General features: G+C 69.1%; 18 protein-coding genes. 13 read left to right on the top strand and 5 right to left on the bottom strand.

The window, feature by feature from the left end; genetic code table 11:
- Positions 1-16 precede the first annotated feature (16 nt).
- Positions 17-601 carry a TetR/AcrR family transcriptional regulator gene (locus tag E4V01_RS08915; RefSeq protein ID WP_193763174.1) on the bottom strand — a complete coding sequence of 195 codons (585 nt, stop codon included), beginning with the start codon at positions 599-601 and terminating at the stop codon, positions 17-19.
- 186 nt (positions 602-787) lie between these two features.
- Between E4V01_RS08915 and E4V01_RS08910 the strand changes: the two genes are divergently transcribed.
- The 7 genes from E4V01_RS08910 to E4V01_RS08880 all read left to right on the top strand — a co-directional run bounded on the left by E4V01_RS08910 (position 788) and on the right by E4V01_RS08880 (position 5,606).
- Positions 788-1,720 (top strand): quinoprotein relay system zinc metallohydrolase 2, encoded by a 933-nt coding sequence (locus E4V01_RS08910; protein ID WP_135298112.1) that lies wholly within the window; start codon positions 788-790, stop codon positions 1,718-1,720.
- A 41-nt stretch (positions 1,721-1,761) separates the two neighbouring features.
- On the top strand, positions 1,762-2,577 hold the full coding sequence (locus E4V01_RS08905; protein WP_135298111.1) for a quinoprotein dehydrogenase-associated SoxYZ-like carrier: 816 nt from the start codon (positions 1,762-1,764) through the stop codon (positions 2,575-2,577).
- A gap of 17 nt (positions 2,578-2,594) precedes the next feature.
- Complete coding sequence (locus tag E4V01_RS08900; RefSeq protein ID WP_060769405.1) at positions 2,595-3,182, top strand: rhodanese-like domain-containing protein; 588 nt, start codon at positions 2,595-2,597, stop codon at positions 3,180-3,182.
- Positions 3,183-3,213: 31 nt separating this feature from the next.
- The gene (locus E4V01_RS08895; protein ID WP_060769404.1) at positions 3,214-3,609 is read left to right on the top strand and encodes a thioredoxin family protein; all 396 of its coding nucleotides are present in this window, start codon (positions 3,214-3,216) and stop codon (positions 3,607-3,609) included.
- Positions 3,610-4,035: 426 nt separating this feature from the next.
- Positions 4,036-4,860: a 3-methyl-2-oxobutanoate hydroxymethyltransferase gene (gene panB, locus E4V01_RS08890; RefSeq protein WP_135298110.1), complete on the top strand. Its 825-nt coding sequence runs from the start codon at positions 4,036-4,038 to the stop codon at positions 4,858-4,860.
- A gap of 153 nt (positions 4,861-5,013) precedes the next feature.
- Positions 5,014-5,181 (top strand): 50S ribosomal protein L33, encoded by a 168-nt coding sequence (rpmG, locus tag E4V01_RS08885; protein WP_003602581.1) that lies wholly within the window; start codon positions 5,014-5,016, stop codon positions 5,179-5,181.
- Positions 5,182-5,423: 242 nt separating this feature from the next.
- On the top strand, positions 5,424-5,606 hold the full coding sequence (locus E4V01_RS08880) for a hypothetical protein (protein ID WP_060769402.1): 183 nt from the start codon (positions 5,424-5,426) through the stop codon (positions 5,604-5,606).
- A 32-nt stretch (positions 5,607-5,638) separates the two neighbouring features.
- On the opposite strand, the gene E4V01_RS08875 is transcribed toward E4V01_RS08880, so the two are convergent.
- The gene (locus E4V01_RS08875; RefSeq protein ID WP_135298109.1) at positions 5,639-6,160 is read right to left on the bottom strand and encodes a hypothetical protein; all 522 of its coding nucleotides are present in this window, start codon (positions 6,158-6,160) and stop codon (positions 5,639-5,641) included.
- Positions 6,161-6,333: 173 nt separating this feature from the next.
- Here E4V01_RS08875 and E4V01_RS08870 point away from each other — a divergent pair, with 173 nt between their 5' ends.
- The gene (locus tag E4V01_RS08870) at positions 6,334-7,470 is read left to right on the top strand and encodes a PA0069 family radical SAM protein (RefSeq protein WP_135298175.1); all 1,137 of its coding nucleotides are present in this window, start codon (positions 6,334-6,336) and stop codon (positions 7,468-7,470) included.
- Between the two features lie 357 nt (positions 7,471-7,827).
- On the opposite strand, the gene E4V01_RS08865 is transcribed toward E4V01_RS08870, so the two are convergent.
- On the bottom strand, positions 7,828-8,538 hold the full coding sequence (locus E4V01_RS08865) for a DUF4142 domain-containing protein (protein ID WP_060769400.1): 711 nt from the start codon (positions 8,536-8,538) through the stop codon (positions 7,828-7,830).
- Between the two features lie 170 nt (positions 8,539-8,708).
- Here E4V01_RS08865 and E4V01_RS08860 point away from each other — a divergent pair, with 170 nt between their 5' ends.
- The 4 genes from E4V01_RS08860 to bfr all read left to right on the top strand — a co-directional run bounded on the left by E4V01_RS08860 (position 8,709) and on the right by bfr (position 11,956).
- Entirely contained in the window at positions 8,709-9,809 is a 1,101-nt protein-coding gene (locus E4V01_RS08860; RefSeq protein ID WP_135298108.1) for an acyltransferase, read from the top strand.
- A 114-nt stretch (positions 9,810-9,923) separates the two neighbouring features.
- The gene (locus E4V01_RS08855) at positions 9,924-10,787 is read left to right on the top strand and encodes a universal stress protein (RefSeq protein ID WP_135298107.1); all 864 of its coding nucleotides are present in this window, start codon (positions 9,924-9,926) and stop codon (positions 10,785-10,787) included.
- A 340-nt stretch (positions 10,788-11,127) separates the two neighbouring features.
- On the top strand, positions 11,128-11,418 hold the full coding sequence (locus E4V01_RS26145) for a bacterioferritin-associated ferredoxin (protein WP_083530813.1): 291 nt from the start codon (positions 11,128-11,130) through the stop codon (positions 11,416-11,418).
- A 40-nt stretch (positions 11,419-11,458) separates the two neighbouring features.
- On the top strand, positions 11,459-11,956 hold the full coding sequence (bfr, locus tag E4V01_RS08845; protein WP_003604433.1) for a bacterioferritin: 498 nt from the start codon (positions 11,459-11,461) through the stop codon (positions 11,954-11,956).
- A gap of 45 nt (positions 11,957-12,001) precedes the next feature.
- Here the strand turns inward: bfr and msrA are convergent, their stop codons facing one another.
- Positions 12,002-12,724, bottom strand: a complete 723-nt coding sequence (gene msrA, locus E4V01_RS08840; protein WP_135298106.1) for a peptide-methionine (S)-S-oxide reductase MsrA — start codon at positions 12,722-12,724, stop codon at positions 12,002-12,004.
- Positions 12,725-12,815: 91 nt separating this feature from the next.
- On the bottom strand, positions 12,816-13,319 hold the full coding sequence (gene msrB / locus E4V01_RS08835; RefSeq protein WP_060769396.1) for a peptide-methionine (R)-S-oxide reductase MsrB: 504 nt from the start codon (positions 13,317-13,319) through the stop codon (positions 12,816-12,818).
- Positions 13,320-13,712: 393 nt separating this feature from the next.
- Here msrB and E4V01_RS08830 point away from each other — a divergent pair, with 393 nt between their 5' ends.
- On the top strand, positions 13,713-14,930 hold the full coding sequence (locus E4V01_RS08830) for a homoserine O-acetyltransferase (RefSeq protein WP_135298105.1): 1,218 nt from the start codon (positions 13,713-13,715) through the stop codon (positions 14,928-14,930).
- The last annotated feature ends 15 nt before the right edge of the window (positions 14,931-14,945 follow it).

Here is a 14,945-nt window from a genome sequence, read left to right as displayed (position 1 = left end):
TCTTGGCAGCCTCTTGTCAGGCTCCGCCGTTCGAACGGACCGGCCGCAGCCCGTCGCTCAGGGCCGCCAACGTCCGCCCGAACCCCTCCGGCCCGGCGAGAAACCGCTCCAGCAGCAACGACCCCTCCAGCGTCGCCACGATCATCCGGGCATGGGCCTGCGGGTCGAGGCCGGCGCGGACGCTGCCGGAGATCTGGCCCTCCTCGATCACGCCGGCGAGCCAGGCGATGTGCTTCTCGAAGAAGGCGGTGATGGCGCGGCGCAGGGCCTCGGGCAGCGTCTCCAACTCGACGGCGAGCGCCGCGCACAGGCAGCCGAGTCCCCGTTCGACCCCGCCGAGATAGAGCCGGCCATAGGCCTCGACCCGCGCCACCCCGTCGGCGGTCTGGCCGGAGATGTCGTCGAGCGCCGCGTCATAGCGCGCGTCGTAGGCCTCGATCAGCGCTTGGGCGAGCGCTTCCTTGGTGCGGAAATGGTGGTGGATGCTCGCCTTGCGGATGCCGACCGCCTCGGCGAGGTCGGCGTAGCTGAAGCCGGAATAGCCCCGGCCGCGCACCAGGATCTCGGCCTCGCTGAGGAGCGATGCGCGCGTGTCTCTCATCATCCGTCCGTTCGTATCAGGCCGATCACGTGCTCGCGATGGCGCCGCTCATTTCGCGATCGTGGCACTTGACGGCTCAAAAATCTACCTACTAGATGGTTTGCACTATATCGATAAATACACCGGGGAGAAGCGGCCGATGGCGGCACGGATGTGCCTGGGTGACGGGTCCAGCGGAGGCGGGTGTTGAGCGCCCCCGTCACACGTCGCGCGGCTCTGTTCGGCGGGTTCTGCCTGTGCTGCCTGCCGCGGGCGGGCTTTGCCGTCGATGCCCTGACGATGGAGGAGGTCGCACCCGGCACCTTCATCCGGCGCGGGCCCGATGCCGAGGCGACGCCGGAGAACGCCGACGGGATCGCCAATATCGGTTTCATCATCGGGCGGGATGGGGTGTTCGTCACGGAATCCGGCGGCAGTCTCGCCGACGGGCAGTGGCTGCGCCGGGAGATCGCTCGGCGCACCGACAAGCCGATCCGCTACGTGATGCTCACCCACGTGCATCCCGACCACGTCTTCGGCGCTGCGGCCTTCCGCGGCGACAACCCGACCTTCGTCGGCCATGCCGGTCTGCGCGGCGCCCTCGATGCGCGGGGCACGTTCTACCGGCAGCGGCTCGCCGAGATCCTCGGGGAGGAGAAGGCGGGCGAGGTGGTCTACCCGACGATGGAGGTGAAGGAGGGCGCCGAGATCGATCTCGGCGACCGCACCCTTCGGCTCACCGCCCACGGCCATGCGCATACGAGCTGTGACCTGTCGATGCTCGACACCGGCAGCGGGCTGCTGTTCCCGGCCGACCTGCTCTTCGTCGGCCGAATCCCCTCGCTCGACGGCAGCCTGCTCGGCTGGCTCAAGGAGATCGAGCGGCTGAAGATGGTGGGCGCCACCGACGCCGTGCCGGGCCACGGCCCGACGCGGGTGGCCTTCGCGCCGGCGATGGCCGACCTCGCGCGTTATCTCTCGGCGCTCCGCGACGAAACCCGCAGGGCGGTGGCCTCCAGCGTGCCGATCGAGACCGCGGTCCGGACCGTTGCGCTGGGGGAAAAAGACAATTGGGCGCTGTTCGACACCTATAACGGTCGCAACGTCACCCAGGCCTACCAAGAACTCGAGTGGGAATAGATTCACCCCCGCCTCGGGGGCTTCCGGGAAGGAAACGCGCCATGAAACGCCTGATGCTCGCCCTTAGCCTGACGCTCTCCGCGGCGGTGCTCGCGCCCGCTCCGGTGCTGGCCGGCGCCACCGACACCGACGAGGAGCGCGCCGCCCGTTGGGCTGAGATCAAGACATCCATCTTCGGTGACCGGAAAGTCGAGGCCGGCGAGAGCGCCGTGACCATCGACGCGCCCGCCCGCGCCCTCGACGCCGCCCTGGTGCCGATCGGCCTGACGCTCGCCGACAAGGACAGCGTGAAGGGCCTCTACTTCATCATCGACGACAACCCGTCGCCCTATGCCGCGCATTTCACCTTCGGCCCGGCCGCCGACCCGGGCGAGATCAAGATGCGGGTGCGGGTGAACAACTACACCAACGTCCACGCGGTGGTGGAGACCAAGGACGGGCGGCTCCTCGAATCGGCCAAGTTCGTCAAAGCCTCCGGCGGCTGCTCGGCGCCGATGGGCATGAGCGACGAGGAGGCGATGAAGGGCATGGGCGAGATGCGCATGAAGTTCGTCGGCGACGTCCAGCCCGGCAAGCCGGCCGAGGCGACGCTGATGGTGCGTCACCCGAACTTCTCGGGGATGCAGATGAACCAGATCACCCGCGACTACACCCCGGCCCGCTACATCCAGAAGCTCGACGTGACCTACGGCGACCAGCTCGTGTTCAGCCTCGACGGCGACATCTCCATCGCCTCGAACCCGGTCATCAACTTCGCCTTCAAGCCCGAGGGGCAGGGCCCGATCAAGGTCGTGGCCTCCGACAACCAGGAAGGGCGCTGGCAGCAATCCTTCCCCGTTCCGTCCGCGAGCAACTGACGCCGATGGGGAGAAGCATGCGGGTGATCGCCAGACATGCGGCGTTGGCCGCCCTCGGCCTGATGCTGGGCGCGGCTGGCCCGGCCGACTCGCCGGTCAATGTGCCGGAGCCGGAGGGTCTCTATACCGGGCCGCCGAAGGGCTACACCCCGGCGACGCTCAAGGGAGCGACGGTCATCGACCTGAAGGGGCTCGAAAAGCTGCTGCCGGAAGGGCCGGTCCTCATCGATGTGGTGCTGGCCGACCGCCGGCCCGAGGGCTTGCCCGCCGACCGGCCCTGGCTGCCGACGCACCGCTCGCTCCCCGGCGCGGTCTGGATGCCGGGCGCGGGCGGCGCACCGCTGGCGCCGGAGAAGGAGGAGATCTTCCTGCGGCGGGTCGCCGAACTGACCGGCGGCGACCGGGCCAAGCCCGTCGTGACCTTCTGCCGGCCGGAATGCTGGGGGAGCTGGAACGCCGGCAAGCGGCTGGTCGCGGCCGGCTATAGCCGCGTCCACTGGTTCCCCCTCGGCGTCGAGGGCTGGCAGGACGACCACGACACCGCCGTCGCCAAGCCCGATCCGGCCTGGATGCGCGCGGACAGCGAGCGCGCGCCCCAGCGCTGAGCGTGTGAGCGAGAATGCCGTGAGGACACCGATGACGAACCGCCGGCACGTTCTCGCCCTCGCGGCGGCCTTCCTGGTCGGCGGCCAGCCCGGTTCCGGACGGGCCGCCGATTCCGCTGCCTACGACCAGAACGCCTTCGAGGCGGCGCAGGCGGCGGGGCGGCCCATCCTCGTGCAGATCTCGGCGCCGTGGTGCCCGATCTGCCGGGCGCAGAAGCCGATCCTGGCCGCGCTCTCCGCCGACCCGCGCTTCAAGACGCTTGCCGTCTTCACGATCGACTTCGACGCTCAGCGCGACCTCGTGCGCCGGTTCGGAGCGCAGATGCAGAGCACGCTCATCGTCTACAAGGGCGGCAGCGAGGTTGCCCGCTCGGTCGGCGAGACCCAGCCCGAATGGATCGAGCAGCTCCTCGAAAAAGCCCTCTGACACGTTTTCGCCACGATTCGGCCAAGTCCTCCCAAGAGTCTAAATTTCGAGCAATCTCAACCGCCTCGATCTTCGGGCTATACCATTGACACCGGCCGGGATGTGGCGGAAAAACGGCAGGCCCGGAGGCGGTCCGAAGTCTAGGGAGGAAACGCCCGAAAAGGGCGAGCAGGGCGACCGAAGCGCATTTCACGTTGATGGCCGGCCGCCGCTTTCGGCGGCCGTCGCGTGAAGGAGCCGGTACGCCGCAGGAGAAGGCAGGCCCCTCCGGGCGATCCTTCTCGTCGTGACACTTCGCATCCGATCCACCGGAACCGGCCCAATGGCCTCCTGCGGGGCGGCGCGAACGGGCTTATAGAGGCGTTCCGCACGCCGCGCCCGATCCGACGGGCGCCCCCGGGAACGCCAGACTCCGGATCACGAGCCATGTCGCAGGTCGTTCAAACGCGCCGTCTCCAGGCGGTCGATCTGATCAAGCGCAAGGCCGAGGGGCGCAAGATCATCGCGCTCACCGCCTATCACGCCCACACCGCGGGCATCGTCGATGCCTATTGCGACTTCGTGCTGGTGGGTGATTCCCTCGGCATGGTCATGCACGGCATGGAATCGACCCTGCCGGTGACCCTGGAGATGATGATTCTCCAGGCCCAGGCCGTGATGCGCGGCACCTCACGCGCCCTCGTCGTGGTCGACATGCCGTTCGGCTCCTACGAGGCGAGCCGCGAGCAGGCCTTCCTCAACGCCGCCCGCGTCCTCAAGGAGACGGGGGCCGGGGCGATCAAGCTGGAGGGCGGGGCGCGCTTTGCCGAGACGGTCGCCTTCCTGACCGAGCGCGGCGTGCCGGTGATGGGCCATATCGGCCTCACCCCCCAATCGGTGAACACGATGGGCGGCTTCAAGGTGCAGGGCCACGGGGCCGGCGACGAGGACCGCCTGCGGGCCGATGCCCGCGCGATCAGCGATGCGGGCGCCTTCGCCATCGTGCTGGAAGGCATCGTCGAGCCGGTGGCGCGGGCCATCGCCACCGACCCGGCGATTCGCGCGGCGACCATCGGCATCGGCGCCACCGCGGCCTGCGACGGGCAGATCCTCGTGCTCGAGGACATGCTGGGCCTGAGCGACCGGGTACCGCGCTTCGTCAAGAGCTACGGCTCGCTGCGCACCCATATCGAGGAGGCGGTGCGCGCCTATGCCGACGAGGTGCGGGCGGGCCGCTTCCCGGACGAGGGGCACACCTACCCGCCGCGGTGAGCGGGCGGTACGGTCCGTGGCTTGACGAGACGCCCCTCATCGGGCATTGACCGCGCCGGAATTCGGCCGGGGCTTCCCGGCCTTTTGCGTTTCGCCCGCGCTGGCGCCGCCACCAGCGAATCGCCCCTCGACCCGCTTTAGGAGCGCCACGCCATGGCCAAGGCCGTTACCGTCAAGATCCGCCTCGTCTCGACCGCCGATACGGGCTACTTCTACGTCACGAAGAAGAACTCCCGCACGCAGACCGAGAAGATGGTCATGAAGAAGTATGACCCGGTCGCGCGCAAGCACGTCGAGTTCAAGGAAGCCAAGATCAAGTAAGGCGCTCTCGCGGAACGCCCGGACGCCGACCGCCTTCGGGTCGCGTCGGCGCAAACGGGGGCGAGACACGAAGCGTCGGCTTCCTCGGGAAGCGATGCGGCAAGGCCGCTCCGGCATCGGGGCGGCTTTTTCGCATTCCGGTGCCCGCTTCATTCCGGCATCGACACATCTTCACGGATTGCTGAAGAACCGGGGCGGTCCGGCGTAACGCTCGCGCAAGGGATCGCGTCTAGGGTCGGCGCATGAACGCCTTGCCCAGCTGCCTCGCTCCGGCCGGTATCGGCCTCACCATCGCCTCGGCCGCCACCGTCCTGGAACGGTCCGGCTACGCGCATTCAGCCGAGATCACCGTGGGGGCCGCCCTGGTGGCGACCGCGCTCGTGGTGTTGATGCGCGCCGCCCCGACATGGTTCCGGGCGAGCTGACGCTTTCGATAGGACACGGCCGGTCGTGGGAGTCAGGCGCGGTCGAGCCGGGTGGTCAGCATCCGCACCTTGAGGCGGGGCGAGAACGGCAGGCCCGCGAGCACCCGCTCCCGCCGCACCACGTCGCCCGCCCGCGGTTCGCGCGCGCCGACGACGCCTTCCCCTCGCGCGGCGATCCGAGCGGGTAGAGCACTGTGCGCCCGCCGCATCCGGCCGAGCGCCATATCCGGCCGCGCCGTGCCGACGAAGCGGTCGAGGCTGCGGATCCAGCCCTCCGCCGGGATGTCGCCGGGCTCCAGGCAGAGCAACCACTCGCGCCGCGCCATCCGCGCGCCCGCGCCCCATGGGTTGGCGCCGGGCGGGCGCACCACCAGGGTCGCGCCGCTGCCCTCGGCCACCGTCTCCAGCGCGGGGCAGGCCTCCGCCGTCACGATCACCGCATCGCCCACGAGCCCGGCCGCCACGCCCGCGACGAGTGCGCTCAGCGTGTCGGCGAGGCACTCGATCGCGGCGGGGTCGGCGGATCGCGCCACGTGGATGAGGCCGGAGATCATGCGGGGGCGAATACCCGATTTTCCGCCTTCGCAAAGCACTCGTTGCGCTGTCTTGGCCTTCGACGGCCCCGGAGGGCGGACAAAGCCTACACCTGCACGAAACTTGTGCATCCCCGCTTTTCATGTTCGCTTTATGTTCTTAAAAAGGACCCGAGCGTGGCAGCGGCAAGATGGTGGGGCTCAGGGTGGGGAACGGACAGACGCCGCTTCGGGGCGGGCCGGGCGGCTTCTCGCACGGCGGTTCTCGGGTCGCGCCGGAGGCGCGGCGCGGTCGCGGGGCGACCGCCAACCCGGAGGGACGCTTCGAGGCGACCCGTCACGAGACCTTCGACGATGGCTGGCCGGAGGAGGGAGAGCGCGTCCGGCGCACGGAGGTGACGCCGGAACGCACCCGCCACATCATCACCCGCAACGCCTCGCCGGACATCTCGTTCGACCGGTCGATCAACCCGTATCGCGGCTGCGAGCACGGCTGCGTCTATTGCTTCGCCCGGCCGAACCACGGCTATGTCGGGCTCTCGCCGGGGCTCGATTTCGAAACGCGCCTGTTTTCCAAACCCGATGCCGCCGTCCTGCTGGAGCGCGAGCTGTCGGCGCCGGGCTACCGGCCGCGGACCATCGCACTCGGCACCGCGACCGACCCCTACCAGCCGATCGAGCGCACGCACGGCATCACCCGCGCCGTGCTGGAGGTTCTGGCCCGCTTCCGCCATCCCGTCGGCATCGTCACGAAGTCGAACCTGATCCTACGTGACCGCGATCTCCTCGCCGAGATGGCGGCGCAGAACCTCGTGAAGGTGGCGATCTCCGTGACCACCCTCGATCCGGATCTCGCCCGCCGCATGGAGCCGCGCGCGCCGCATCCGCGCAAGCGCCTGGAGGCGATCCACGCTTTGAGCGAGGCGGGCGTGCCGGTGATGGCGATCGCTGCGCCCATCATCCCCTCACTCAACGATCACGAGATCGAAGCGATTCTCGAGGCGGCCCGGATCGCGGGGGCGCGAGAGGCCAGCTACGTGCTGCTGCGCCTGCCCCACGAACTCGACGAACTGGTCGGCGACTGGTTCTCGGAGCATTATCCGGGGCGCAAGGCGCACGTCTTCTCCCTGCTGAGCGGGGCCCGCGGCGGCAAAACCTACGACGCCGCCTTCGGCACCCGCATGATCGGCCAGGGCCCCTATGCCGACCTGATCCGCCGCCGCTTCGCCCTTGCCAAGCGCCGCCTCGGCTATCCGGAAGAGCCGGTGCGCCAGACGACGGAGCTGTTTCGCCGGCCGGAGAGAGCGGGGGATCAGCTCGCTCTGTTCTGAACGCGACTCTGGCGCAACGAGCGTGGGATTTTCGGAGGAACGAAGCGAGCGTGACGGTTCGGCGATAAGTGTCCCGACTTGCCCGCGGCAACCGGGGCCATCCTGAGGTTTACGGTGCTGTCCGCCCACCGCTCGCGGCGGCATGCGCGGGGCGATCGCCTGAAGGGGCAGATGCCCGATCCGACAAACGAAAAGAAGCGGCGGACCCGAAGGTCCGCCGCTTCGCAATGTTCGTATCAGGCCGGTGCGTATCGGCTTGGCGCGCGATGGGCCGCCTTGGTGTCCTCCCGAAACTCCCGCTGCGCCGTCCTCGTCAGAGGAAGAACAGTCAGAGATCGGGCGTTTGGCGAGGCCCTCTTAGCGGGCGCCGGGAAGGCGCTGGGCGTGGGCGTAGTGCTGCTGGAGCACAGGCAGGGCCTGCTGAGCGTAGTTGCGCAGAGCCGGGTTCGGGCCGGACTGGGCGTAGGACTGCGCCATGCTGATCGACATCTGATGCGCCATCACCTGCTGCTGGCCGTAGAGGCGGTCGAAGCGGGCGCCGGGCGGGGTGGCGTTCAGCTCGGCCAGCATCTGCTGCTGCTGCGGGTTCGGCGGCACCACGGTGGTGCCCGCGGTGGTGTCGACGTCGAAGGCCTGCGCCCCGGCGGCCGCGCCGCGGCTCAGGCCGGTGCCGGCCCCCTCGAGCGCGCCGATCGGGCCGCCCTGCAGGGTACCGCCGACCACGCCGGTCGCGACACCGGTGGCCGCACCGACCGCGCCGCCGGCGATGGCGAGCGGAGCCTCGACCAGGCCGCCGACGAGACCGCCGGGGCCGGCCTGACGGGCGGCCATGTAGTTGCGCTCGCCGCCGGCCAAGGCGACGTTCGCGGCCTGATGGTCACGCAGCGCCTCGCGGGCATAGGCCCGCACAGAAGGATTGCGGCTCTTCTGAAGTGCGATCTGGGCGGACTGGATCTCGAAGGCATTTGCCTGCATGGCATCCAGACGGAAATCGCCCCCGACCTGGGCGAAGGCGGGGGTCGCCATGGCGACGACCAGAGCGGACGCAGCAACGTATTTCTTCAGCATACCAAACCTCAAATATCGGATTTTCGACATACGAACTGACCTCAGAAACCGGATCAACCGATCGAGGCCGTGAAGATCTCTTCGACGCGACAACGACGACCTTCCACACTGGTTCCCGAAATTTGAATAAGCTTTTTCGTCCCGACCCCATCCGGGGAAAACTGGTCCTCGTGCAGGGGCTACGGGCCCTGGCCGCGCTGATGGTGGTCGTTCACCACGCGCAGAACGAGGCTGCGGCCCTGGCTGGGCGGACGGGAACGGACTTCGTCGCGCGTCACGGGCTGCCCTGGCCGGCGGGCGTCGATATCTTCTTCGTCACCTCCGGCTTCATCATCGTCCACGCGGCGGCACCGCTCTACGGACGCCCCGGAGCACGGAGCCGCTTTGCCGCGCACCGCATCGCTCGCCTCGTCCCGCTCTACTGGCTGGTGACCGGGCTCTACCTCGCCCTCGGTCTCGCAGCGCCGACTCTGCTTAGCGGCGAGGGTGGCGCGCCCGACGTCGCACGCACCCTCGCCTCGTTCCTGTTCTGGCCGATGGCCCGGCCCGACGGGGCGGTGCTGCCGCTCTACGGCCTGGGCTGGACCCTGAACTACGAGATGGCCTTCTACGCCCTCTTCGCCCTCGGCCTCGGCTTCTCGCGGCGCGGGGCCGTGGCGTGGCTCGCCGGCGCCTTGGTGCTCCTCGTTCTCGCCGGGCAGGCGGTGCCCGCGCCGCCGGTCCCTCTCGCCTTCTGGTCCGATCCGATCGTCCTCGAATTCGCACTCGGCGCCGGGCTCGCTCTCCTTAGGGCCGAGGGGATGCGCCTGGGTTCGCCGGTTCGGATCGCGCTCGCCGCGGCGGGTCTGTTCGGGCTCGCCGCCAGTGCAAGCCTGTTCTCCGAGCCGACGCTGCGCCTTCTCGCCTGGGGCCTGCCCGCCGCGCTCCTCGTGGCGGCGGCGGCCCTCGGCCGGGATCGGCCCGAAGCCGTGCGCGGCGGGATCGCCGCCTGGTTTCTCGGCGCGGCCGAACGGCTGGGCGACGCCTCCTATGCTCTCTACCTGATCCATCCGTTCGTGCTGCGGGCGGTCCGCGAGGGGCTGCTGCGCACCGGCCTCGCGCCCCTGCTCGGACCCTGGCCGAGCCTCGTCGTGATGGTCGCGTTGACCCTGCCGGCCGCGCTCCTCGTCCACCGGCTGGTGGAGCGGCCCCTGAACCGCCTCGTCCGCCGCGGGCTCGACCCCGCACCCTCCGTCGAAGCCTCGAAAAGCGCCGCGACGCCCGAGAGATGAGGCACGGATGACAGCGGGGATGACAGCGTGATGGGCGGTTTTCCCGAACCCCGTTTCGCACTAGCCTCCGGCCGTCACGTCCCTCTCGTTCCTCGCACGCTGCGGAGGCCGGCCATGAAGACCCTGCTCGTTCCGGTCACCCTCCACGACGCCCTGCCCTCTGTCTTCGCCACGGCGGTGCTGGTGGCGCGCCGCTTCGGCAGCCTGATCGAGGGCGTGGCCCTGCGCCCGGCGCTCGCCGAATACGTGCCGGTCGACATGGTCGGCGGCATGACGTGGCTGCGCGACGAGGAGGCCGACCAGGCCGAGGCGCAGGATGCGGGCCAGCGCTTCGTGGCGGCGATGGAGGCGGCCGGTCTGCCCCGGCGCGAGCCCGGCGCCTCCTGCGCCCCGGATGCGGCGGCCAATGCCGGTCCGCGCTACCGCTGGCAGCCCGACGTGCCGCCGGGCGACGCCTTCCTCGGCCAGTATGCGCGGCTGTTCTCGGCCACCGTCGTCGGGCGCCCCGGCGCCGATGACGGGTCGCCGCGCATGACCACCTTCGAGACCGCCCTGTTCGAGAGCGGGCGCCCGATCCTGCTTGCGCCGCCGGTCGCGCCGGCCTGCCTCGGGGAGGCGGTCCTGATCGCCTGGAACGGCTCGACCGAGACGGCCAGAGCCGTCGCCTTCGCCATGCCCTTCCTGCGCCGCGCCCGGCGGGTGCTCGTGGTCAGCGCCGAGGGCGGCATGGTGCCGGGACCGAGCGCGGAGGACGTGGCCCGCTCGCTGGCCTGCGAAGGCATCGAGGCCGCCCACAAGGCGCTGCCGGCAGGCCGCCGCACCCCTGGCGAACTCTACCTCGACACCGCCGAATCGTTCGGCTGCGACCTTCTGATCAAGGGCGCCTACACCCAGAGCCGCCTGCGCCAGATGATCTTCGGCGGGCCGACCAGCCACATCCTGTCGCATGCGACCGTGCCGGTGCTGATGGCGCATTGAGCCGCGCGACCGGCAGCGCCAGAGTTCGGCAGGCGAATTTCACGTTTTCGGCGAAGGCGTTCGCTTAGGCGTGCACCGGCGGATGACAATCCCGTAGCGCGGAAAGGCCGGTCGCGACGAAGGCTCGTGCCGCATTCAATCGTGCCCGTCAGGAGTTGCCAGAGGCCGGATCGGCCGCTAAAGTGCTGAAAAGCTTGAAGTTTTCAATCATTCTAATCTGCATCTGCCTCAAATCGGCCGGTTTCCGGTGGCTTTGAGCGGCGGGAATGATCGGAGACTTCGGGCTGCGCGGCTCACGCGGGCCGGGCTTCCCGACAGGCACGACAGGTTGCGATCCCGCATGATTGTCTGCTCTTGCAACGTCCTCTCCGACGGACAGGTGCGCGCGTGCCTGCAGCCGGGTCCGGGCTGTCCCCGCACCCCGGCCCAGGTCTATGGCTGTCTCGGCTGCAGTCCGAAATGCGGACGCTGCGCGCGCACCATCCGCTCGATCCTGCGCAACGCCATGGACGAAGCGCAGGCGCACACCGCCGCGCATGGCGGTGCACATGCCTGTTCGACGACCTGTGAAGCGTCTTGCAGTTTGGGATCATTCCAAACTACAAGGGAGCCCGAGGGCGTCGCAGCCTGAGACGATCATTCGTCCCGACGCCTCGCGAGGAGAGAGGTGAATGAAGGGCGACGCTAAGGTCATCGAGTATCTCAACCGCGGCTTGCGCAGCGAGTTGACGGCGGTCAGCCAGTACTGGCTGCACTTCCGCCTGCTGAACGATTGGGGTTACGTCGATCTCGCCAAGTTCTGGCGCAAAGAATCCATCGAAGAGATGAACCACGCGGATCGGTTCATCGACCGGATCCTGTTCCTCGACGGCTTCCCGAACCTGCAGGAACTCGATCCCCTGCGGATCGGCCAGAACGTTCAGGAGATCATCGAGTGCGACCTCGCCGCCGAAAACGAGGCGCGCTCGCTCTATCTCGAAGCCGCCAAATACTGCGACTCGATCAATGATCGCGTCTCCAAGCGGCTGTTCGAGGATCTGGCCGAGGACGAGGAAGGCCATATCGACTTCCTCGAGACCCAGCTCGACCTGATCGGCCAGATCGGCCTGCCGCTCTACGCCCAGCGCCATGTCGGCGGCCTGGAGCAGATCGCGCCCGAGAAGGAGTGATCGCTCTTTCCCCTCCCCCTCTCGTGGGGAGGGGAGAAAGTCTCCTCAAGCCGGCGGGCGGCCCACCAGAACCGGCTGCGCGTTCGCCCGCTCGGGAAACAGGGCCTTCAGATCCCGCAGCTTCGGTGCGTCGTTGACGGCGATGTAGCTGTTGGTCGGGTGCAGGCTCATATAGTCCTGGTGATAGGCTTCCGCCGGGTAGAAGGCGCCGGACTCGATCTTGGTGGCGATGGGCTTCGAGAACACCTTCGTCCCGTCGAGCTGGGCGATGTAGGCCTTGGCGACCTTGGCCTGCTCCGCATCCGCGGGGAACAGCGCCGAGCGGTATTGCGGGCCGGTATCGGGGCCCTGCCGGTTCACCTCGGTCGGGTCGAGCGCCACCGAGAAGAAGATCTGCAGCAGCTCGTCGTAGCGGACCAAAGCCGGATCGTAGGTGACCTGCACCGCTTCCGCATGGGCGGTGCGGCCGGTGCCGACCTCGTCGTAGCGGGCGCTCGCCCGGGTGCCGCCGGCATAGCCCGAGACCGCGTTCTTCACGCCTTTCACGTGCTGGAACACGCCCTGCACGCCCCAGAAGCAGCCGCCCGCGAAGGTCGCCGTGCGCAGGCCCGAACCCTCCTTCGCGGTCATCGCCGCCTCGGGCAGGCGTTGCCCACCCTCCTCCGCCGCGGCGGGCGCCAGGGGAAGGGCTGCACCGGCGAGCAGGGCGAGGCCGACTAGGCCGCCGACGAGGCTGGATGTGCGGGGACGGAAGCGTTCGCGGGTCATGATCCTGAATCCTTCCAATGCATCATCCCGAAAGGCGGGCTTCGGCTTTCGGGAAAAGGGTGATGCAAAAACAAGAGGATAGAACATCGTGTCAGGCGGGGCCGTCGGCGGCGGGCTCGAAGCGCAGGGACACGCCGTTCATGCAGTAGCGCAGGCCGGTGGGCTTCGGGCCGTCCTCGAAGACGTGGCCGAGATGGCCGCCGCAGCGGCGGCAATGCACCTCCGTGCGCCGCATGCCGTAGGCGCCGTCGACCTGCGTGCCGACCGCACCGGGGAGCGTTTCGAAGAAGCTCGGCCAGCCGGTGCCGCTCTCGAACTTGGTCTTCGACGAGAACAGCGGCAGGTCGCAACCGGCGCAGACGAAGCGGCCCGGACGCTTCTCACCGTTGAGCGGGCTCGTATAGGCCCGCTCGGTGCCGTGCTCGCGCAGCACCCGGTAGGCGGCGGGCGAGAGCCGCGCACGCCACTCGGCGTCGGATTTCTCGACCTCGAAGCCCGCCGCGGAGGCGGGACCGGTCATCACGGATGTCAGGCGGGAGGCCGCGAGGAGCCCCAGCAGCGAGGCTCCGGCACGCAAGGTCTGGCGGCGGTTCATGCGCGAGGACTCCGATGGACTGCGGTCCGCCGGCTCCGAAGGGAGACGGGGTGCCTCCGATGCCGGCGACGTGACGGGGATGATCAATCGCGCGCAATCGATAGCACGGAACCGGTAGGACCGCCGCGAAGACGAACCGCCGCAGGCCGTTCCGGCCTCGGCGTCACCGGCGCAACTCTCACGCGTCTCTTCAGCCCGGTTGTCCCGGATCCGCCCTCGCGCCGCGTTGACGCTCGGGGATGCGCACACTACCTGCTATGAGCAGCCGGCCAAGACAGGCCCCCGAGACAGGCTCGCGGGTGCATCGTCTCACCCGCCCGCCCTCAAGACCGGCGGGACCGTCGGTGCCGGGCCGCTTGGGACCGGTTCCAGGGCCGGCACCCGGGACACGCGATGGATTCCACCCTCACCCAGAACGCCGAGCGCGGCGCTGAGATCATCCAGCGGGACGATGCGCGCCGAGCGGTCTACGAGACCTCGCTGGCGTCCGACCCGCGCAGCCCGGTGATGCTGTTTTCCGCCGACGAACCACTCGCGATGGATTCCGGGGCCCGACTTGGCCCGTTCCAGATCGCCTACCAGACCGCCGGCACCCTCAACGCCGCGCGCTCCAACGCGGTGCTGATCTGCCACGCGCTCACCGGCGACCAGCATTTCGCGCAGCCCCACCCCGTAACGGGAAAGCCCGGCTGGTGGGAGACGTTGGTGGGGCCGGGCAAGCCGGTCGATACCAACCGCTACTTCGTCGTCTGCTCGAACGTCATCGGCTCGTGCATGGGCTCGACCGGACCCGCCTCGCTCAACCCCGAGACGGGCCGCCCCTACGGGCTCGACTTCCCCTTGGTGACGATCCGCGACATGGTCCGCGCCCAGGCGATGCTGCTCGACCGGCTCGGCATCCCCGACCTGTTCCTCTGTATCGGCGGCTCGATGGGCGGGATGCAGGTGCTGCAATGGGCCTCGCTCTTCCCCGAGCGGGTGTTTGCCGCCATGCCCATCGCCACCGGCGCGCGGCACTCGGCCCAGAACATCGCCTTCCACGAGGTCGGCAGGCAGGCGATCATGGCCGATCCGGCCTGGGAAGAGGGCCGCTATCTCGAGGCCGGCACGAGGCCGTCCAAGGGGCTGGGCGTCGCGCGGATGGGCGCGCACATCACCTACCTGTCCGAGCCGGCGCTGCACCGCAAGTTCGGCCGCCGCCTGCAGAACCGGGCGGCGCCGACTTTCTCCTTCAACGCCGATTTCCAGATCGAGAGCTATCTGCGCCACCAGGGGCTCAGCTTCGTCGAGCGGTTCGATGCCAACGCCTACCTCTATCTGACGCGGGCGATGGACTATTTCGACCTCGCCGAGGACCATGGCGGCGTGCTCGGCAACGCCTTCCGCGGCTCGAAGACCCGCTTCTGCGTGATGTCCTTCACCTCGGACTGGTTGTTCCCGACCGCCGATTCCCGCGCCATCGTCCACGCGCTGAATGCGGTCGCCGCTCCCGTCGCCTTCGTCGAAGTGGAGAGCGACAAGGGCCATGACGCCTTCCTGCTCGACGAGCCGACGATGTTCTCCGCCGCGAAGGGTTTTATCGACGCGGCCGCGCGCGCCAGAGGCCTTTGAGAGCTGGACTGTGAG

This window comes from Methylorubrum sp. Q1, from assembly GCF_004683995.1.
In the GTDB taxonomy this organism is placed as follows: Bacteria; Pseudomonadota; Alphaproteobacteria; order Rhizobiales; family Beijerinckiaceae; genus Methylobacterium.
The sequence above is the reverse complement of the archived record's forward strand: the minus strand, read 5'-3'. Positions and strand labels throughout refer to the sequence as shown.